We start from the raw sequence: 19,709 nt of genomic DNA on the forward strand, positions 1-19,709 counted from the left end.
GAGGGAGTAAAACATGATTGCAAAAGATAATCGAACACCATTATACTACCAATTAATGGATATTATTGTGGAGCAAATTGAAACTGGGAATTTACAAGAACATGATAAGCTTCCATCAGAACGCGAGCTATGTGAGATTCATGATGTAAGTAGAACGACAGTAAGACAGACAATGCAAGAACTAGAAAAAGAAGGATATATTTATAAAAAACATGGTAAAGGGAGTTTTGTCTCACCTCGTGTATTTAATCAAAGCCTTGTTCGCTTTTATAGTTTCACAGAAGAAATGAAAAAATTTGGAAAGGTTCCATCATCAACAGTCGTATCATTTTCCATAATTCATTGCGATAAAAAAATATCGAAAATTATGAATCTTAATCATGAAGAAGAGGTATATCAAATTACAAGACTAAGGTTAGCTGATAAAGAACCGATGCTATTTGAAACATCTTATATTCCTGTAAAGTTCTTTCCATATTTAACGAAGAAAGAATTAGAAGAAACACCAATGTACGAGATTTTTCGTACAAAATATCAAGTCCATATCACGCGCGCGGTGGAAAGTTTCAAAGCGATTGCAGCAGAAAAAGAGCATGCAACATGGCTACAAGTTGAAAAGAATGAACCATCTTTATCTCTAGAACGGATTGCATATGCGAAAGAAAATATAATCGAATACACGCAAACCATTGCAAGAGGAGATAAATTTACTTACACAGTTGAATTACAATAAGTATGGTTATACTTATTGTAATTCAACTGGTAATGATGACGTAATAAGATATGAACTAATATTAAGGGGGTTCTCAAATGTTATTACATGCAAATGATGAAATAAGAGAAATATATGGAGCATGTTTTACAGCGAAAGAGATTGCACAACAGCCAGATCTTTGGGAGCAAGTATATTTGAATTTTCAAAGCAAGCAACATGAAATTATAGGTTTCTTTTCAAGTATTTCAAGAAAGCATGAACAAGTGAGAGTTATTTTCACTGGTGCAGGGACATCTGCTTTTGTTGGAGACACAATTGTTCCATATATAAAAAGAATAACAGATTTAAAGAAAATGCATATTGAAAGTATTCCCACAACAAATATAGTTTCAAGTCCTTATTACTATCTTCAGCCAGACATCCCAACAATTTTAGTATCTTTTGCTCGCTCTGGCAATAGTCCAGAAAGTTTAGCGGCAGTACAATTAGGAGAACAAATTATTCGTTCAGTTTATCATATTATTTTAACATGTAATGAAGAAGGAAATTTAGCGAAGCAGTTTCAACATAAAGAGAACGCTTTTGTTATGTATATGCCGCAGGAGGCAAATGATCAAGGATTCGCAATGACAGGAAGTTTTACCTCTATGATGTTAACTGCACTTATGTTATGTAACTATAATCATATCCATCTTTTAGAACCTAGCATTATGGAAATTGTAAGATTAGGAAAAGGTGTTATCGAAAAACAAGAACGGGAAATTCAACGAATTGCAGAAAAAGAATTTCGTAAAATTGTATTTTTAGGATCAGGCGTATTTGAAGGGCTTTCTCGAGAGGCTGCTTTAAAATTTCTAGAGTTAACTGCTGGTCGTATCCCAGTTATGTTTGACACCCCCCTTGGGTTTAGGCACGGACCGAAATCAATTTTAGATAAGGATACAGTTGTTGTATTATTTTTATCTAATGATGAGTATACGAAAAAATATGATCTTGATTTATTAAAAGAGATTTTTCAAGAGAAAGAAAGGAGCGAGATTATTGTTATAGCACATCAAGATAATCAAGAAGCAAGGAGACATTGTAATACGTTTTTATGCAATGAAGGACGAAATCTAAAAGATGACATGTATATTACGTTTATTTATATATTATACGGACAAATTTTAGCATTATATAAATCAATTGCATTAGGGATTACTCCAGATAACCCTTGTCCAAGTGGAAGTGTAAATCGTATCGTTCAAGGGGTAACAGTACATCCTTATAAAGGAAAGGAATAGTAATTTATGAACTACTACGTCAAAGCATCTATATATCTACTAGAAGATGGTGTTCGTGAAAGTGGATATTTACATATTGTAAATGGATACTTTCTAAAACATGTTGAAGAAATAGTAGACGGAGCGTTAGTAATGGATTTTGAAGGTAGAATTATTTCTCCAGGATTTGTTGATACACATATTCATGGTGTAGCGGGACATGATGTCATGGATAGCACATATCAATCGTTAAACAATATCTCTATTAAGTTATTGGAAAATGGTGTTACGAGCTTTTTGCCTACAACATTAACTGATTCTTCGGAAAATATAATGGGAGCTTTGAAAAATATAGCTCATGCAAAAAAAAGAGGGGTAGAAGGGGCAAGTATTATTGGATCTTTTCTTGAGGGACCTTGTTTTACGGAGGTATATAAAGGTGCACAAAATCCTAAATATTTTATTGATCCAACCATTGAAATGTTAGAGGAGTGGATTGTTGCATCAGAAGGGACCATTAAAAAAATTGCAATGGCACCAGAGAGAAGAGATGCTATTGCTTGTATACGTCATGCTGTGAAAAAGAATGTCCGTGTAGCAATTGGTCATGCGAATGCAAGCTATGAGATATGCCAGAATGCGATTCAAGCAGGAGCGACGATTTTTGTGCATACGTTTAATGGAATGAGAGGATTACATCACCGTGAACCTGGCGTTGTTGGAGCGGTACTCTCAACTGAGCATGTGTATGGTGAAATCATTGCAGATGGACATCATGTACATCCAAGCGTAGTGAATATTTTATATAAATGTAAAGGATACGACAAAACTTGTTTAGTTAGTGACTGTATGCGAGCGGGCTTATTAGGGGATGGCACATATAATTTAGGAGAATTTGTTGTCCAAGTGCAAGACGGCATTGCCCGAACAGAGGCGGGTTCTTTAGCGGGAAGTACACTTCGATTTATTGATGGTGTGAAGAATATGGAGAAATGGACAAATGCATCGTTATGGGAATGTGTTCATATGGGATCGTTAATTCCTGCTAAAAGTATTGGAGTTGATAATGAAATTGGAAGTATAGCACCAGGGAAAAGAGCTGATTTTCTTATATTAACAGAGGATTTAGATCTTATAGGAACAGTTGTAGGGGGAGAAATGAAATATAAAAAGAATAAAGAGAGGATTTGAGAGTATGCTTGTTTCAACTCAATTTATACTGAGAAATGCACAAGAACAGGGTTATGCGGTTCCGGCTTTTAATATTCATAATTTAGAAACTTTAAAAGCTGTAATTGAATCCGCAGTAGAGCTTAGGTCACCTGTTATTATAGCTGCTACACCAGGCACGATAAAATATATGGGAAAAGAATATCTTTTGCATATGATTGAAGCAGCGAGAAAGCGATATGATATACCAATTAGTCTACATTTGGATCATCATGAAGATATAAGTGATATTAAAAATTGTATCGATTTAGGAGTTAGCTCTGTTATGATTGATGCTTCGCATCATCCATTTGAAAAAAATATTCAGATTGTTCAGGAAGTTTCGGCGTATGCAAAACAATATGGAGTAACAGTAGAGGCTGAGTTAGGGCAATTATCAGGAATAGAAGAAGATATAGTAGTGGAAAACTCAATTTATACAGATCCTTACCAAGCGAAAGAGTTTGTAGAACGTACAAATATTGACTCATTGGCAGTTGCAATTGGAACGGCACATGGACTATATAAAGGGAAACCAAAATTAGATTTACAAAGATTAACAAATATTAGAAAGCAAGTTGATATTCCCCTTGTATTACATGGTGCCTCCGGATTATCGGACAGTTTAGTGCAAGAAACGATTCGTTTAGGAATTTGTAAAGTGAATATCGCAACAGAGTTAAAAATTGCATTCGGAACAGCATTACGTCATTATTTATTTTCTCATCCAGAAGAAAATGATCCGCGTAAATATTTTTCAGATGCAATTATGGCGATGAAACGGGTTGCTGCAGATAAAATAAAGATGTGCAAAAGTTTAAATCGTGTGTAAGGAGATATTCTTATGATTGCGACAATTACATTGAATCCATCTGTTGATATGCGATATGAATTAGGAGAATTAAAACTAAACAAAGTACATCGCACGAAAGACTATGAAAAAACTGCGGGTGGAAAAGGCATTAATGTATCGAGAGTACTTCGTTTGCTAGGAGAAGAAGTAACTGGAGCCGGGTTACTTGGTGGTAGTAATGGTGAGTTCATAAGAAAAAACTTGAAAGATTTATCAATTATTGATGAGTTTGTTTCCGTTAAAGAAGAAACTCGCAATTGTATAGCGTTAATCACAAAAAAATCTGCGTCAGCTACTGAAGTATTAGAAGCAGGACCAGCTATTTCAGAGGATGAAATAGCTCTTTTTATAAAAAAATATGAAAGGATAGTAAAAGATTTTGAGTTTATTGTTGCATCGGGAAGTTTACCTAAGGGTATTCCAAATTCATTTTATCAGCAGTTGGCACAAAAGGCAGCTGAAAATGGTAAAAAATTCATATTAGATACAAGTGGAGAACCATTATTGCATGGCATACAAGGAAAACCATTTTTAATTAAACCAAACAGGCAAGAAATTTGCCAGTTGCTTCAAAAAAAATGTGTGTCACAGGAAGAAATGATTACGGAAGCAACTAAAATCTGCGAGAGGGGCGTGCAGTATGTTTTGTTATCACTTGGAAGAGAAGGAGCGATACTTATTACGAAAGATGAAAGCATAAGGGCGATTATTTCAGAAATAAAAACTATCAATGCTGTTGGCTCAGGTGATGCAATGGTTGCAGGAATAACGTTAGCACTCGCAAAGGGGTATGGGATAAAGGATGCACTTCGTTTTTCAGTGGCGTGTGGAATGGCTAACGCAGCTGAGGAAATAACAGGTTACATACAGCTTAAAAATGTAGAGAATTTCTATAATGAAATTATAATTGTCTAAAAGTAGGAAGGGGAGAAATATGGGGAGGTACGTTGCTTGTTTTGATATTGGAGGAACTTTTATAAAATATGCAATGATTGATGAACAAGGAATAGTACATGAACAAGGGAAAATAACAACACCAGTACAAAATCAAAAGAAAGAAATTTTGTATCGTATTTGTGAAGTAATATATGAGTTTGAAAAGAGCTATAAAATTCATTCTGTAGGTGTATCATCGTGTGGGATTATCGATAATATCAAAGGGGAAGTTCTGTATTCTGCCAATATTTCGGGATATAGCGGTACAAAAATAGCAGATTATATTTATAGTAAGACAGGGTATGTTACGAGTGTTGAAAATGATGTTCGTTCAGCTTGTCTCGGTGAAATGTGGAAAGGGGCAGGCAAGGGGAAGGAACATATAGTTTTAATCACACTTGGAACCGGGATTGGTAGTGGAATCATTACAAATGGCAAAATGCTTCAGGGAGTGAAAGGGCTAGCTGGAGAGCTTGGTCATATGATAATTGTTCATAATGGAGAAAAATGTAGTTGTGGCGGAGAGGGATGTTATGAGAGATATGCATCGACTTCGGCGTTGATTCGTCAGTATAAAGAAGCATCCAAAATTCAAGGGCTAGAGATAGGCACAATCACAGGTGAAGAAATTATAGAACGTATGTACAGAGGAGAGTGGTTGGCGAAAAATGTATATGAACAGTTTCTACAGTATGTTGTTGCTGGTTTAGTAAATATTACTTATATATTTAACCCCGAATTAATTATTATTGGGGGAGGTATTACAGGGCAAGGTGAACCATTTTTGAAACAAATTCAAGAAAGGTTCTATGACAAAATAATGGAAATCTATCAAAATAAGGTGAAAATCGTTTTAGCATCATTACATAATGATGCTGGTGTATATGGAGCTTGTTATGTAGCGTTGAATCGATGTGAGGAAAAGTCAATGAATATATAATCTTAGAAGATATTTATCGAGAATAGTTAACATGTGTAGAGCTTTTTTATTCAATTCACACAACCATCATCTTGTTTATGTAGAAGATGATGGTTGTTTTTATTTTGGGATTTAAGGGGAATATACATTCGTTAATGATGTACTATAAAGTATTTACGGATGTGATTTATCATTTCGGTTTTCGATTTGAAGTATAAGTCAAAAGGAATATAATTATGAAAAAATTTCCAAAAATACGTTAAAATAACATTGTCATACAACAAGGGGGATTTGTTTTATGGAAAATGGAGTTCTTGCTAAAGTAGATGTAACGAAAAGAATTGAATCGAAATCTAAGTACAATAAGAAACTTGAAAAATATCAAAGACGCTTATTAGCATTGCAGCAAATAGTAAAAGAAGAAAAAATCGCAGTTATGCTCGTTATGGAAGGCTGGGATGCGGCTGGAAAAGGCGGAGCGATTAAGCGAGTGACAGAACACCTTGATCCACGTGGGTTCCAAGTAAATCCAATTGGAGCACCAGCGCCTCATGAAAAACGGTACCATTACTTGCAACGTTTCTGGCGGAAACTACCTCAGTACGGGCAAATTACTATTTTTGATCGCTCATGGTACGGCCGTGTGTTAGTTGAGCGTGTTGAAGGTTTTGCTACAAAGGAAGAGTGGACGAGAGCGTATGATGAGATTAATGATTTTGAAAAACTATTAACAGATGATTATTATATAGTCGGAAAGTTTTTCTATCATATTAGTAAAGATGAACAATTAAAGAGGTTTAAAGATAGAGAGAACAACCCTTTGAAAAAATGGAAAATTACAGACGAAGATTGGCGTAACCGTGAAAAATGGGACGAGTATGTTGAAGCGATGGAAGACATGTTTGAAAAAACAAATAAGCCAAATGCAAAATGGCAAATTATCGCGAGTAACGATAAATTATACGCTCGATTGAAAACGTTGAAAGTGATTATTTCATTAATTGAGGATTATCTCTTAGAACATAATATAGAATTACCTTCGTATTATTATGAAATAAAAGAAGGAAAGACAGAGGGTTTTGCAGCTAATGAAGATGCAGTTGTAAAATAGTACAGAGTTTACATATGAAATATAAAGTAGAGTTACCCTGTAAGTTTGGGAACCCCTCGGTAATGGGAAAACATAAACCGTGGGGTTCTTTACATGTATAAATAAATTTTAGTATTTTAAATTTGGGGATTTTGTTGTTCTATAGTACATTAACAAGAGGTATTAGTTTTATAGAAAGGATGAGAAAATGATAGATACAGCAGATGCTTCAATAAGTAATCATATATATACAGAAGAAGAGCAACAAAAATTATACAAACGAACATTAGTAATCGTAAGTATTTCACAAATGTTCGGCGGAGCAGGATTGGCTGCTGGGATTACAGTAGGTGCACTTCTTGCGCAGCAAATGCTTGGGACAGATGCATATGCAGGATTGCCGGCAGCTATGTTTACAATGGGATCTGCGGTAGCAGCTTTCTTTGTTGGGAAGTTATCGCAAAAACATGGTCGCCGCATAGGGCTTTCAGCAGGTTTTATAGTAGGTGGATTAGGAGCTATTGGAGTTGTGGGGGCAGCTTTAACAAATAGTATTATTCTTTTACTAGTTTCTTTACTTATATATGGCGCGGGCACAGCTACGAATTTACAAGCGCGTTATGCTGGAACGGATTTAGCGAATAAGAAGCAAAGAGCAACTGCTATTAGTATTACGATGGTAATGACGACTTTTGGTGCAGTCGCAGGTCCCAATTTAGTAGGAGTAATGGGAAGGTTTGCTCATTCAATTGGAATTCCTGAACTTGCTGGTCCTTTCATATTATCGGCAGCAGCATTTATACTAGCCGGTCTTGTTCTATTTGTTATGCTTCGTCCAGATCCGTTACTTATTGCAAATATGATAGAAACATATAAACAAGAACATACATATAAAGGGCAAGCAGTAACAGAAGAAGCGACAGAAAACAAACGAGGTATTACTGTTGGAGCAATTGTAATGATACTTACGCAAATTGTGATGGTTGCAATTATGACGATGACACCAGTTCATATGGGGCATCACGGTCATGGATTAAGTGCAGTAGGACTAGTGATTGGTTTTCATGTAGGTGCAATGTATCTTCCATCTCTCGTTACGGGAATGTTAATTGATAAAATTGGAAGAACTACGATGAGTATAGCTGGTGGAGTAATTTTACTAGCGGCAGGTGTCATAGCTGCAATAGCTCCGAGTGATTCTTTAATACTATTAATTGTTGCTTTGTCTTTACTTGGATTAGGATGGAACCTCGGTTTAATAAGTGGTACGGCTCAAATTGTTGATGCAACTATACCTTCCACACGTGCAAAAACACAAGGGAAGATAGATGTGTTTATTGCGCTAGCTGGAGCTTCAGGCGGAGCGATGTCAGGTATGGTAGTAGCGAATTCAAGTTATGCGGCATTGTCATTAGCTGGAGGAGTTTTAGCTTTCATGCTGATTCCTGTTGTGATATGGACTCGGACAGGTAAATAAAATTAAGATAAAAGAAGCTGCGTTCAAAGAGAGATAACCAATCTTTGAATGCAGCTTTTTTGTAGTTAGTTGTATAAAAGAAAAATGTTAGTTTAAATCCCACTCTATAATAAGTCCTAAATGTGTAAGACCACCGCCAAATCCATATAGTAAAAGTGTATCTCTGTTATTTAATTTCCCTTCTTTTCTAGCTAAATCTAGAGCGAGTGGAATGGAAGCTGAAGATGTATTCCCCATGTATTTTACACTCATTAAAGTTTTTTGAATTGAAATTTCGGTTTTCTCACAAATAGATTCAATCATTCGTAAGTTAACACTGTGTGGTATGAACCAGTCTATATCATTTATTTGCATATTTGCAGTATGTAATAGTTCTTTTATACCTGCTGGCACCGTGCGTGTTGCCCATTTATATACTTCTCTTCCATTTTGCACGATTTTTTCATTTGTTTGCAGTGGTGTACCATTCATAGTAGTAGATAAGTTTGTTCGGTATAGATGAATACCACCGTGCCCATTTGTTCCCATATGCGTAGCAATAAAGCTTGGTTTGTTTTCATCTCTTTCTAATAAAATAGCTCCAGCACCATCGCCAAATAAAATACAAGTCGTTCTATCGGTGTAATCAGTAACTTTAGATAATGTCTCTGTTGCTACGACTAGTACTTTTTCATGTGATCCAGAAGTGATTAAGCTATTCCCAACGTGCAATCCATATGTGAAACCAGCGCAAGTTGCATTTAAATCAAATGCAATTGTATGAGGTATGCTGAAGTGTTGTTGTATTTGACATGCGACACTCGGAAAAAAATAGTCAGCGGTTGTTGTAGCGACGATGATACAGTCTATATCTTCTAAGTTCTTTTTAAAAGTTGTACATAAATTTTCAATTGCTTTAATGGCTAAGTGTGAGGAGTATTCGTCTTCGCTCGCGATTCGTCTTTCCTTCATTCCTGTTCTTTGTACAATCCATTCATCATTCGTATCAATCATTTTCTCTAAAGCGTTATTAGATAATATGTGATCTGGAACATAAGTACCAATTGCAGTAATACGAGATTTAGAATGCATAGGAACATCTCCTAACTTGTTTTTATAACCTGATACTAATATCAGGTTATAAAAATGTCAATAAAGATTTTTATTGTATTGAAGTGATACTCCTTAACTTACTATGAAGGAATTTGGCGAGTGGTGTAAAAATAATATACGATAAGTTTTTAAAATTGATTATGAAGAGAGTTGGGCTCTTTGAAAAGAATTTTGTATATATTGCCTGTTGTCATTATTTGTAGCGTTATTCTTATTATTTTTCCAGGGAAATCTTATGCTTGTGATTGTATTAACGTATCAGCAGAAGATGCATTTCAAAAAAACGATGTAGTATTTGAGGGGAAGGTAATTGAGGTTGGAAGGAAAGAAGGGATTGGGATTGAAGTATTATTTGAAGTGAAGGGAATTTGGAAAGGGACAACGTCTTCGCAAATTATTGTGTATACAAATGGTGGGGATTGTGTGTATCACTTTTTAGAGGGAGGAGAGTACTTAGTATATTCTTCTCAAAGAGGATCTGAAAAACAATTACACACACATAGTTGTAGTGGAACGAAGAGATTAGATGAGGCAGGAGCGGACAAAGTGGCTTTAAGTCAAATTGCAAAAGAATCTGTTCCGACGAAGAAAGTCGATTTAAAAGATGACATGTTGAAAGGTTTAAGTTGGTGGCAAGTTGTTACTCTTTCTATAGGTCTGTTACTGATAGTAGTTCTTGTGATTTTTATTGTAAGAAAAACGCGCAAAAAATGACGATTAAAGTAAATATATAAAGATTTTCTTTCGGTTTCTATAGGTGGTTTAATCTTGTGAAAGCGAATTACTTATGCTACACTTTATGTAACTTAAATGAACGGAGGGGCTTCCTTTGATCTTAATCAGATTACGTCTCAATACTTTGTGCCAATAATTGAATAGCGCTCAAAGGCTCTGTCTGTGTACAGAGTGAACGGGATTGGTCTGCCTATTTTAAAGGAACCCTTTATTAAGCTTATATGTGAAAAAGAGGGAGGGACGAATACGCCCTCTTTTTGTTTTGCCTTTATAAATAGAATGGGATCGCATAGGTGAACACTTATTGTGGATGCCTATATGATCTTGGGACTTTTTGACTATGAGATAGGATGAAAGTATAACTTTCTTCTATTTCTTTGGTGAACCCTTATCCGTTTACGAAAACACAGGCAGTAACCTGTGTTTTTTATTTTACGTAATCGAAATGGAGGAATAAATATATGGAAGAATTATTACAAAGAGCAGTTTTAGTTGGAGTAAATTTAGGTAATGAAGATGATTTTGCATATTCGATGGAAGAGTTAACAAATCTTGCAGAAGCTTGTGATGTAGAAGTAATTGGGCAAGTGACGCAAAATTTACAACGAGTAAATCCATCACATTATATTGGAAAAGGAAAGATTGAAGAAGTAGCAGCCTACGTAAATGAAGTAGATGCGAATATGGTAATCTTTAATGACGAATTGTCTCCTTCACAAATTCGAAATTTAGAAGCGGATTTAGATTGTAAAGTAATTGACCGTACCATATTAATTTTAGATATTTTTGCACAACGTGCGAAAACGAAAGAAGCGCAGTTGCAAGTTGAGGTAGCGCATCTTCAGTATATGATGCCTCGTTTAATCGGTCTTCGTGAATCGTTAGGAAGACAGAGCGGCGGAGTTGGTACGAAAAATAAAGGTGTCGGTGAGAAGAAATTAGAGTTAGATCGTCGTAAAATTGAAGAACAAATTTCAGTTTTAAATAAAGATCTAGAAGCACTTGTTGCCCAGCGTCAAACGCAGCGAAAGCAGCGTAAGAAAAATGAAGTACCAGTTGTAGCATTAGTAGGATATACGAACGCAGGAAAGTCAACGACGATGAATACGATGCTTGAGATTTATAATGGTACAGAAGAGAAGCAAGTATTTGAAAAAGATATGTTATTCGCGACGTTAGAAACATCGGTACGAAATATTGATTTGCCAGATAACAAATCATTTTTATTAACGGATACAGTTGGATTTGTAAGCAAATTACCGCATCATCTTGTGAAGGCGTTCCGTTCAACATTAGAAGAGGTAGCGGAAGCGGACTTACTTATTCACGTTGTAGATTACGCAAATCCAAATTACGAACAGTTAATTGATATTACAAATGAAACGTTAAAGAAAATTGGAGTAGAAAATATTCCAACCATTTATGCTTATAACAAATCAGATATGGCAGACGTTGAAATTCCGAAAGTACAAGAAGACCGTGTTTATTTATCAGCGAAGAAACACGTTGGAATTGAAGAACTTGTAAAAATGATTCGCTCACACATCTATAAAGAGTATACGAAGTGTGAAATGTTAATTCCGTATGATCAAGGACAGGTAGTTTCTTATTTCAATAATCATGCGCACGTTCTATCTACGAGTTATGAAAACGAAGGTACGAAACTAGAAGTAGAATGTAAGACGAGCGATTACGAAAAGTATAAGCGTTTTGCAATTTAATAAAAAAGGCGATCCTAATATGTTTTAGGATCGCCTTTTTCTTATTCTGTAATAGAGGCCCACTTATAAGAATAAATTCCTGCAAATGGACGAACAACAACACCTTTTACTGTTGGACGTTCTAAATATACAAGTCCTGATTGGAAGATTGGAGCGATAGCCGCATCATCTTCAAGTAAGATTTTCTCAGCATCTTGGAACGCTTTCCAACGTGCCGGTAAGTCAGTTACTAAAGTAGAGCTCGTTTTCTCAATTAATTCATCGTATTGTTTGTTTGAATAACTCATTTTATTAAACGGTCCGTCAGTGACAAACATATTTAAAAATGTTGTAGGATCAGGATAATCTGGTCCCCATGTAGAAAGTGAAATGTCATAGTCACCATTTCCTTCACGATCTAAAAATGCTTTTACTGGAAGAGGCTGTAATGTGATTTTTAAGCCAGGTAAGTTTTTCTCTAGTTCACCTTTTAAAAACTCGCTAATTTTTTTATCGTTAGATTCATCAGTTGTTATGATGGAAAGAGAAGCGTTTTGTAAATTTGTTTCTTTTTTCGCAGTTTCCCATAGTGTTTTAGCTTCTTTCACATTTGTTTCTACTTTGACATGACTTGTACTACGAAAATCTTTATTATCAGGTCCTTTTACAAATCCTTTCGGAACGAATGCATTCGCAGGTATAGAACCATTATTTAAAATTGTTGTTGCGATTCCTTGTTTATCAAAAGCAAGCGAAATAGCTTTTCGAGCGTTTTTGTTTGCTAATAAAGAATTTTTTTGGCTAAATCGGAAAAACGTCATAGAAGGACGTTCCATCTTCTTTAAGCTCGGATCTTTTTGATATTTATCAACAAACTCTGAATTAATCGTAATTCGGTCTACTTGTTTACTTTCAAATAAATTAACAGCTGTTGAAGTATCTTTTACGATATTTACATTAATTTCATTTAATTTCACATTTTTATTATCCCAGTAGTTCGGGTTTTTTGTCATTTTGTAACTTGTATCATGTTTCCATTCACTTAATTGGAACGGCCCGTTATACACTACATTTGCAGCTTCAAGTCCGTAATTTTTCCCTTGTACTTCTACAACCTTTTTGTTTTGAGGATAAAAGGTTGCAAATCCCATTAATCCTAAAAAGTATGGAACAGGGTGTTCTAACTGTACTTCAAGTGTTTTATCGTCAATTGCTTTTACACCAAATGAGTCAATTGGCAATTCTTTTTTATTTATTTTTTCTGCGTTTTTAATATCGAACATAATATGTGCGTATTCAGAAGCAGTTTCTGGATTTACGGCACGCTTCCATGCATATTCAAAATCATGAGCAGTTACTGGATCACCATTTGACCATTTTGAATCGTGTAATGTAAATGTATATGTTTTTCCGTCTTCGCTCAGTTTGTATGATTCAGCTGCCGCAGGAACAGGTTTATTGTCAGGACCAGGCATATATAATCCTTCCATTACGTTGTTTAAAGCAGCGTAAGAAAACCCATCGGTTGCGATAGACGAATCAAGTGTAGAAATTTCCCCAGCTTCTACAATATTTAATACTTGTTTTGAAGATTCTTTTTTCTTTTCCCCGGTAGTTGTTGCCTCTTGTTTTTGACCACATGCTGTTAAAAACATAGATAATGTGATTGAGAGTGCAACGATCCCTTTTGTTTTTTTCTTCATATTTGTCAACCTTCCCTTCATCTCTGCCTTAGTATAAAAGAAAATATAGAAAATTTCTATAAATAAATCCGATAAAACGTATAGAAAAAATATATTATGTAAGAAGTGATATTTCTGGAAAAAGAAATGAAACCAGTATAGAATAGAAATGTTTCAAAAGTCAGAATTTACCGAGGTTAAAGTTTTACTTTATTACACTTGCTGTAATAAATATATATTTTGTACAGGAAGGAGAGATTCATATATGCAGGCAGTTTCGAAAAAAAATACGATAGAAACACCGACTATATATCGAATACTATTTGCGATTAGTTTCGGTCACTTTTTAAATGATTCGATGCAAGCAGTTGTGCCGGCACTGTTTCCTATTTTGGAAAAAACGATGAATTTATCCTATATGCAAGTAGGGTGGATTGCGTTTGCGTTAAATATGACGTCATCGATTATGCAGCCAGTTTTTGGTATGTATTCTGATAAGAAGCCTTCACCATTTTTATTACCGCTCGGTATGTTTTCGAGTATGCTTGGGATGATTGGACTTGCATTTGCACCGAACTTTATTATTGTTATTATTTCTGTTTTATTTATCGGATTAGGTTCCGCAGTCTTTCATCCAGAAGGGGCTCGAGTTGCTTATATGGCAGCCGGTGCAAAACGAGGTTTAGCGCAAGCGATTTATCAAGTAGGAGGAAATACAGGGAATTCCCTAGCACCTATTTTTACAGCTTTAATTTTCGTTCCGCTTGGCCAAATTGGCTCTTTAGGTTTTACCGCATTTGCAGCGGTAGGAATTGTATTATTAATTTTCGTATCAAATTGGTATAGGAATGAATTAGCTACTGGTGCTGTAAGAAGAAAGAAGAGGGCTGCGCTTGAGGCTGAAAATGCGATAGTAAGTACACATATTAAATTTGTTATTATACTTCTTGTTTTTCTTACTTTTGTACGTTCTTGGTACGGTGCTGGTATCGGGAATTTTTATCAATTTTACTTAATTGAGCATTACGGTTTATCTATAAAAAATGCCCAGTATTTCGTATTCGCATTTATGATTGCCGGTGTATTAGGAACTTTTTTTGGTGGACCGTTAGCGGATCGATTTGGAAAGAAAACAATTATTGTATTTTCAATGTTAGGTTCGGCGCCACTTGCCCTTTTATTACCTCACGTTTCGCTCGTGTGGGTCGTACCGCTATTTTTATGTATCGGTTTTATTAGTTCAAGTAGTTTTAGTGTAATTGTTGTTTATGCGCAAGAGCTTGTTCCTGGAAAAGTAGGGATGGTATCTGGATTAATTGTAGGGCTTGCGTTTGGACTCGGCGCTTTAGGTTCTGTAGTTCTTGGGAAATTGGCTGACATATATAGTCTACAATTTATTATGTTACTATGTAGTTGTCTACCATTAATTGGACTTACTTCTTGGTTATTACCAAGTGATAAGAAAACGATAGAATAGGAGATGCACTATGAAATTATGTGAAAATGTTACAGAATTAATAGGAGATACACCTGTCGTCCGATTATCTAAATTTATTCCAGAAGACGCAGCAGATGTGTATGTAAAACTAGAAATGTTTAATCCGTCACGCAGTGTGAAAGACCGTGCTGCCTATAATTTACTGCACGTTGCAGAAGAGAATGGTCTTATCAAACCAGGAGATACAATTATTGAACCGACAAGTGGAAATACAGGAATAGGCTTAGCAATGAATGCAGCTGCGAAAGGATATAAAGCGATTTTAATTATGCCAGACAATATGTCAAAAGAGCGTATAAATTTATTGAAAGCATACGGCGCAGAAGTAGTTTTAACACCAGCAGAACAAAGAATGCCAGGAGCAATTGCGAAGGCGTTAGAACTACAAAAGCAAATACCAAATAGTTTTATTCCGCAACAATTTGAAAATCCAGCGAACCCGAATATTCATCGTTATACGACTGCACTTGAAATTTATGAACAAATGGATGGGGAGCTTGATGCATTTGTAGCAACAGCTGGAACTGGTGGGACGATTACAGGGACTGGAGAAACGTTAAAAGAAAAACTACCAAACTTATATATTGCAGTAGTAGAACCGAAAGGATCTCCCGTTTTATCAGGCGGTGTTCCAGGTCCTCATAAATTAGTAGGAACAAGTCCAGGATTTATCCCGAAAAACTTAAATACAGAAGTGTATAACGAAATTATTCAAATTGCAGACGAAGAGGCTTTAACGACAATGAGAAACTTAGCAAGACAAGAGGGGTTATTAGTTGGGCCATCTTCAGGAGCTTCTGTTTACGCAGCGATTATGATAGCAAAACGATTAGGCGCTGGTAAAAAAGTTTTATGTATTGCACCTGATACAGGTGAGCGTTATTTGAGTATGGGATTATTTGAATGAAAATGATAGAAACCCCTTAATGGTGAAATAGCGCTATTAAGGGGTTTGTTATAGGTTATTAAGAGAGGAGAAACACAATGAAACTATTAAAACCGACAAATGAATATAGCGAACTAATTATGGAGTATCGAGAGGCATTTTCACATGTGGATGAACAACCACATGGCAGTAGTTCTTTACAAAATTTTGATTCTCTCGATGAATGGTTTGAAAAAGTGAGTATACAAGAAGTGGGAGAAAACTTACAAGGTAATCGAGTACCATCTAGCCAATTTTTAAGCTTTGAAAAAGGGGAACTTATAGGTTTTGTGAATATTAGACATCGATTAAACGAAGAATTATTGCGGGAAAGTGGTCATATTGGATATAGTGTTCATCCGAATAAACGTCGCCAAGGTTACGCGACAAAACAATTGGAACTTGCATTAGATGAAGCACAAAAATTAGGATTGCAGAAAGTGTTAATAACTTGTGATAAAGCTAATATTGCTTCGGCTAAAACGATTCAAAAGGTTGGTGGTGTGATAGAAAATGAAGTAGTTTCTTCTCATACTGGTGAAATTGTTCAGCGTTATTGGGTAGAAATATGATTTAGTGGAACTTTGAAAAGGGAATACAATGCGCAATATCGAAATAGATAAATGAAAAAGTAAGGGTGTACTGCAATTTTAGGGGGAAATAAAGTGGGATTAAAAGAGAAAGCAGTAGAAATGTCGGAGATTTATAGGAAGAATCCGAAAGTGGAGGCTGTTATTTTAGCAGGTTCAGTAGCTAGAAAGTTAGAAGATGAACATTCAGATATAGAATTACATATATTGTGGTCAACACCACCAGAGGATAAGGATCGTAAAGGGCCTATTAATCATATTGGTGGAACAATTTTGTCATATCATCCTTACGAGGAAGAAGAATGGTCGGAAACATATTTGACAAAAGAGGGGATTAAATTAGAAATTAGTAACTTTTTAACAGAAACAGTAGAGAAAGTTATTTCGGATGTGGTGGATCAATATGATATAAGTTATGAAAAACAATGTATCGTGTCATCCGTTCATGACGGTGCTAGTTTGTATGGAGACGAGAAAGTGAATGAATTAAAAGATAGAGTGGTACCATATCCAGAAGACCTTGCGAAACAGATGATTTCAGAAAATCTTTGGCTAAGCAATCGCTGGCATAATCGAGAGGCGCTTTTAAAACGAAAAGACTGGCTTATGTTATATGATGTTATTTGTGAAGTACAAAGAAATATATTTGGGGTCTTATTTGGTTTAAACCGAATGTATGTGCATCACCCGGCGTTTAAATGGATGCCGAATAATGTGGAACGAATGAGTATTAAGCCTGAAAACTTATATGAGCGTATGGCGAATACGTTAATAGGGAAACCGGAGTATAGTGTACAGGAGTTAGAGGTGTTAATCGAAGAATTATTACATTTAGTAGAACAACATACTCCAGAATTACATATTGCTGAACAACAAAAACATATTCAATATGCGAAGTAAAAAAGAAGGGATGTAACAATGCGTTACACCCCTTCTTTTTATTTAATTAATTTACCTAGTACGGGTAATCGTTGAATCTTATCACCGAGAATATGTGAAGCAAGTCCGCTCGTTAGGACGAATAAAAGGTAAACAATTCCTCCTGCAGCGCCGCATATAACAACAATGAGAAGTGATTCCATATAAGATTGTCCAGGAATTAACCATTTTAAAATAGCTTTTAATGCAATTACAACAGCAGACATCGCTGCGGAGTAAATTGTAATAAGAAGTACTGTTTTTGCTGTTTCATCAATTTTAAATTTCGCAAACTTAATGATGCAATACAACATAATAAGATTGGAAACGAGGTATCCAAGAATGGTTCCAATTACAGCACCGTGTCCGCCAAATAAATGTAAGAGCGGTGTATTTACTAAAACTTTAACGAGAATACCGACTGAGAAAGCAATCATCGTTTTTCTTTGATAATCGATTCCTTGTAAAATAGCTGCTGAAACTGTGAAAATCGCACTTAATATAGCAGAAGGTGCAAATGAAATTAAATATTGCGATCCACCAAGTGCAATTTCAGGATTTACATAAACCATACGGAATGCATCGTAAGCGATACTAGCAAGACCGAATGCAGCTGGGATAGTGAAGAATAATAAGACTTGAAATATCTTTGCAATTTGTTCCTGTAATTCTTCTAGTTTCCCGCTTGTATAAGATTTCGTTATAGCCGGAATGATCGTTAATGAGAATCCGGTTGCAAGTGAAGCTGGAATCATAATTAACTTTTGGGCATAGTTCGTTATATAAGCGAACACTGCATTCGCTGTTTCTAACGGCTCTCCCATCGCTCTAAGGACATCAGCTACAGTATATTGATCTACTAACGTATAGAGCGGAATTGCAATGCCGACAAATACAATTGGGATTGCATATCGTAGTAATTCCATATAAATATTTTTTAATGGTATATTCGATGCTCTTGATTTTAGTTCTCCTTCGGGAGGCTTTAATCTATTATATTTTTTCCAGTACAGCATTAAAATCGAAACGCTGGCAAGTGCCCCGATAACAGCGCCAAACGTAGCAACTGCAACAGAAGAGGCGATTGAACCTCCTAATAGTTTTGAGACGATAAAACTACCAACTAAAATGAAAACAACTCGCGCAATTTGTTCTACGACTTGAGAAACAGCACTTGGTTTCATATGTTGAAAACCTTGGAAATAACCACGTGTAACACTCATAGCTGGTACGATAATAAGTGCGAAACTTAATGCTCGCATCGTAAGTGTTACGTCAGCGATAAATTGTGGATCTGGCGTTTTTGAGCGAATAATAAATTGTGATATGTACGGTGCTCCAATAAATAAAGTTAAAAACCCTAAAAAGCCCATAAACAGCATTAATTTTACGCTTGAGTTGTATAATTTTTTGCTTGTACTATAATCACCGAGCGCATTATGTTTTGCAACAAATTTAGAAACGGCAATAGGAATACCAGCTGTTGAGAAGCTTAATAAAATACCGTACCAAGAGTATGCATATCCATATAAAGCGACCCCTTGTGTTCCGACTAATAATTGAAAAGGGAAGAAGTATATAAAACCTAATATACGTGATATCATTGTTGCACCACTTAATAAAGCGGTACCTTTTAAAACTTTTGAAGTAGACAAAATTCTTTCCTCCTACTCGTGCTGTCTTGCATTCATCGTATACTACTATAAACCTGTTAGAGTAGTTAATATAGTATGGAACATAAATATTCTAATATTATTTATTTAAAAGTCATATTTTACATTTTTAAATAGAATGTAATACATAAAAATTCAAAATATAAGTTGACACTATTTTTAATGTATGATAAAAATGATAGTAATCAATTCGGAAAATAATATTTGGGCAATGAAAGGGTATAGTAGTGAATATCTCCCTATTTCAGAGAGCTGATGGTTGGTGTGAATCAGTATATAGATTATTCATGAAGTTCGTCCTGGAGCATCTTTCATAAATCTCACATTATGAGGAAATGAAAGACGGTAGTTTATACCGTTATCAAATAAAGTGGTGAAGATTGTTTCACAACTAGGGTGGTACCGCGATATTTATCGTCCCTACGTATTTACGTA

General features: G+C 35.4%; 17 protein-coding genes and 1 other annotated feature. Of the genes, 14 read left to right on the forward strand and 3 right to left on the reverse strand.

Going from position 1 to position 19,709, the window contains the following annotated elements; translation table 11 throughout:
• The first annotated feature begins 13 nt into the window (after positions 1-13).
• The 8 genes from ACXVYO_RS25225 to ACXVYO_RS25260 all read left to right on the forward strand — a co-directional run bounded on the left by ACXVYO_RS25225 (position 14) and on the right by ACXVYO_RS25260 (position 8,461).
• Complete coding sequence (locus ACXVYO_RS25225; RefSeq protein WP_000560687.1) at positions 14-733, forward strand: GntR family transcriptional regulator; 720 nt, start codon at positions 14-16, stop codon at positions 731-733.
• Positions 734-810: 77 nt separating this feature from the next.
• Positions 811-1,998 (forward strand): SIS domain-containing protein, encoded by a 1,188-nt coding sequence (locus ACXVYO_RS25230; RefSeq protein ID WP_458468857.1) that lies wholly within the window; start codon positions 811-813, stop codon positions 1,996-1,998.
• A 6-nt stretch (positions 1,999-2,004) separates the two neighbouring features.
• The gene (gene nagA, locus ACXVYO_RS25235) at positions 2,005-3,168 is read left to right on the forward strand and encodes an N-acetylglucosamine-6-phosphate deacetylase (protein WP_458468859.1); all 1,164 of its coding nucleotides are present in this window, start codon (positions 2,005-2,007) and stop codon (positions 3,166-3,168) included.
• Positions 3,169-3,172: 4 nt separating this feature from the next.
• Positions 3,173-4,018: a tagatose-bisphosphate aldolase subunit GatY gene (locus ACXVYO_RS25240; RefSeq protein ID WP_458468861.1), complete on the forward strand. Its 846-nt coding sequence runs from the start codon at positions 3,173-3,175 to the stop codon at positions 4,016-4,018.
• A gap of 12 nt (positions 4,019-4,030) precedes the next feature.
• Positions 4,031-4,954 (forward strand): 1-phosphofructokinase, encoded by a 924-nt coding sequence (pfkB, locus tag ACXVYO_RS25245; protein ID WP_458468862.1) that lies wholly within the window; start codon positions 4,031-4,033, stop codon positions 4,952-4,954.
• A gap of 19 nt (positions 4,955-4,973) precedes the next feature.
• Positions 4,974-5,915 carry an ROK family protein gene (locus tag ACXVYO_RS25250; protein ID WP_458468863.1) on the forward strand — a complete coding sequence of 314 codons (942 nt, stop codon included), beginning with the start codon at positions 4,974-4,976 and terminating at the stop codon, positions 5,913-5,915.
• A gap of 277 nt (positions 5,916-6,192) precedes the next feature.
• Entirely contained in the window at positions 6,193-7,005 is an 813-nt protein-coding gene (locus tag ACXVYO_RS25255; protein WP_458468865.1) for a polyphosphate kinase 2 family protein, read from the forward strand.
• 187 nt (positions 7,006-7,192) lie between these two features.
• The gene (locus tag ACXVYO_RS25260; RefSeq protein WP_458468867.1) at positions 7,193-8,461 is read left to right on the forward strand and encodes an MFS transporter; all 1,269 of its coding nucleotides are present in this window, start codon (positions 7,193-7,195) and stop codon (positions 8,459-8,461) included.
• An 87-nt stretch (positions 8,462-8,548) separates the two neighbouring features.
• Here ACXVYO_RS25260 and ACXVYO_RS25265 read toward each other — a convergent pair whose 3' ends face one another.
• On the reverse strand, positions 8,549-9,532 hold the full coding sequence (locus ACXVYO_RS25265) for a beta-ketoacyl-ACP synthase 3 (protein ID WP_458468869.1): 984 nt from the start codon (positions 9,530-9,532) through the stop codon (positions 8,549-8,551).
• 180 nt (positions 9,533-9,712) lie between these two features.
• On the opposite strand from ACXVYO_RS25265, the gene ACXVYO_RS25270 reads away from it, so the two are divergent.
• Both ACXVYO_RS25270 and hflX read left to right on the forward strand, forming a co-directional pair.
• Positions 9,713-10,267, forward strand: coding sequence for a hypothetical protein (locus ACXVYO_RS25270; RefSeq protein ID WP_061676631.1), 555 nt, complete (start codon positions 9,713-9,715; stop codon positions 10,265-10,267).
• A 482-nt stretch (positions 10,268-10,749) separates the two neighbouring features.
• The gene (gene hflX / locus ACXVYO_RS25275) at positions 10,750-12,009 is read left to right on the forward strand and encodes a GTPase HflX (protein WP_458468871.1); all 1,260 of its coding nucleotides are present in this window, start codon (positions 10,750-10,752) and stop codon (positions 12,007-12,009) included.
• Positions 12,010-12,050: 41 nt separating this feature from the next.
• Here the strand turns inward: hflX and ACXVYO_RS25280 are convergent, their stop codons facing one another.
• A complete protein-coding gene (locus ACXVYO_RS25280) occupies positions 12,051-13,691 on the reverse strand; it encodes an ABC transporter substrate-binding protein (RefSeq protein WP_458468873.1) in 1,641 nt (546 codons plus the stop codon).
• A 244-nt stretch (positions 13,692-13,935) separates the two neighbouring features.
• Between ACXVYO_RS25280 and ACXVYO_RS25285 the strand changes: the two genes are divergently transcribed.
• The 4 genes from ACXVYO_RS25285 to ACXVYO_RS25300 all read left to right on the forward strand — a co-directional run bounded on the left by ACXVYO_RS25285 (position 13,936) and on the right by ACXVYO_RS25300 (position 17,583).
• Entirely contained in the window at positions 13,936-15,147 is a 1,212-nt protein-coding gene (locus ACXVYO_RS25285) for an MFS transporter (protein ID WP_061673186.1), read from the forward strand.
• Between the two features lie 10 nt (positions 15,148-15,157).
• Positions 15,158-16,075 (forward strand): cysteine synthase A, encoded by a 918-nt coding sequence (gene cysK / locus ACXVYO_RS25290; RefSeq protein ID WP_000762271.1) that lies wholly within the window; start codon positions 15,158-15,160, stop codon positions 16,073-16,075.
• Between the two features lie 77 nt (positions 16,076-16,152).
• Positions 16,153-16,665: a GNAT family N-acetyltransferase gene (locus ACXVYO_RS25295; RefSeq protein ID WP_458468875.1), complete on the forward strand. Its 513-nt coding sequence runs from the start codon at positions 16,153-16,155 to the stop codon at positions 16,663-16,665.
• A gap of 93 nt (positions 16,666-16,758) precedes the next feature.
• Positions 16,759-17,583, forward strand: a complete 825-nt coding sequence (locus tag ACXVYO_RS25300; protein WP_458468877.1) for a DUF4037 domain-containing protein — start codon at positions 16,759-16,761, stop codon at positions 17,581-17,583.
• A 38-nt stretch (positions 17,584-17,621) separates the two neighbouring features.
• Here ACXVYO_RS25300 and ACXVYO_RS25305 read toward each other — a convergent pair whose 3' ends face one another.
• Entirely contained in the window at positions 17,622-19,256 is a 1,635-nt protein-coding gene (locus ACXVYO_RS25305; RefSeq protein WP_458468878.1) for a putative polysaccharide biosynthesis protein, read from the reverse strand.
• A gap of 220 nt (positions 19,257-19,476) precedes the next feature.
• Positions 19,477-19,699: a binding site (T-box leader), on the forward strand.
• The last annotated feature ends 10 nt before the right edge of the window (positions 19,700-19,709 follow it).

The sequence above is a fragment of the Bacillus sp. BC08 genome (assembly GCF_054326875.1).

Excerpts from the sequence above, each read along its gene's own strand:
- ACXVYO_RS25225 (WP_000560687.1), top strand. The coding sequence starts at position 14 with ATGATTGCAAAAGATAATCGAACACCATTATACTACCAATTAATGGAT.
- ACXVYO_RS25230 (WP_458468857.1), top strand. The coding sequence starts at position 811 with ATGTTATTACATGCAAATGATGAAATAAGAGAAATATATGGAGCATGT.
- nagA (WP_458468859.1), top strand. The coding sequence starts at position 2,005 with ATGAACTACTACGTCAAAGCATCTATATATCTACTAGAAGATGGTGTT.
- ACXVYO_RS25240 (WP_458468861.1), top strand. The coding sequence starts at position 3,173 with ATGCTTGTTTCAACTCAATTTATACTGAGAAATGCACAAGAACAGGGT.
- pfkB (WP_458468862.1), top strand. The coding sequence starts at position 4,031 with ATGATTGCGACAATTACATTGAATCCATCTGTTGATATGCGATATGAA.
- ACXVYO_RS25250 (WP_458468863.1), top strand. The coding sequence starts at position 4,974 with ATGGGGAGGTACGTTGCTTGTTTTGATATTGGAGGAACTTTTATAAAA.
- ACXVYO_RS25255 (WP_458468865.1), top strand. The coding sequence starts at position 6,193 with ATGGAAAATGGAGTTCTTGCTAAAGTAGATGTAACGAAAAGAATTGAA.
- ACXVYO_RS25260 (WP_458468867.1), top strand. The coding sequence starts at position 7,193 with ATGATAGATACAGCAGATGCTTCAATAAGTAATCATATATATACAGAA.
- ACXVYO_RS25265 (WP_458468869.1), bottom strand. The coding sequence starts at position 9,532 with ATGCATTCTAAATCTCGTATTACTGCAATTGGTACTTATGTTCCAGAT.
- hflX (WP_458468871.1), top strand. The coding sequence starts at position 10,750 with ATGGAAGAATTATTACAAAGAGCAGTTTTAGTTGGAGTAAATTTAGGT.
- ACXVYO_RS25280 (WP_458468873.1), bottom strand. The coding sequence starts at position 13,691 with ATGAAGAAAAAAACAAAAGGGATCGTTGCACTCTCAATCACATTATCT.
- ACXVYO_RS25285 (WP_061673186.1), top strand. The coding sequence starts at position 13,936 with ATGCAGGCAGTTTCGAAAAAAAATACGATAGAAACACCGACTATATAT.
- cysK (WP_000762271.1), top strand. The coding sequence starts at position 15,158 with ATGAAATTATGTGAAAATGTTACAGAATTAATAGGAGATACACCTGTC.
- ACXVYO_RS25295 (WP_458468875.1), top strand. The coding sequence starts at position 16,153 with ATGAAACTATTAAAACCGACAAATGAATATAGCGAACTAATTATGGAG.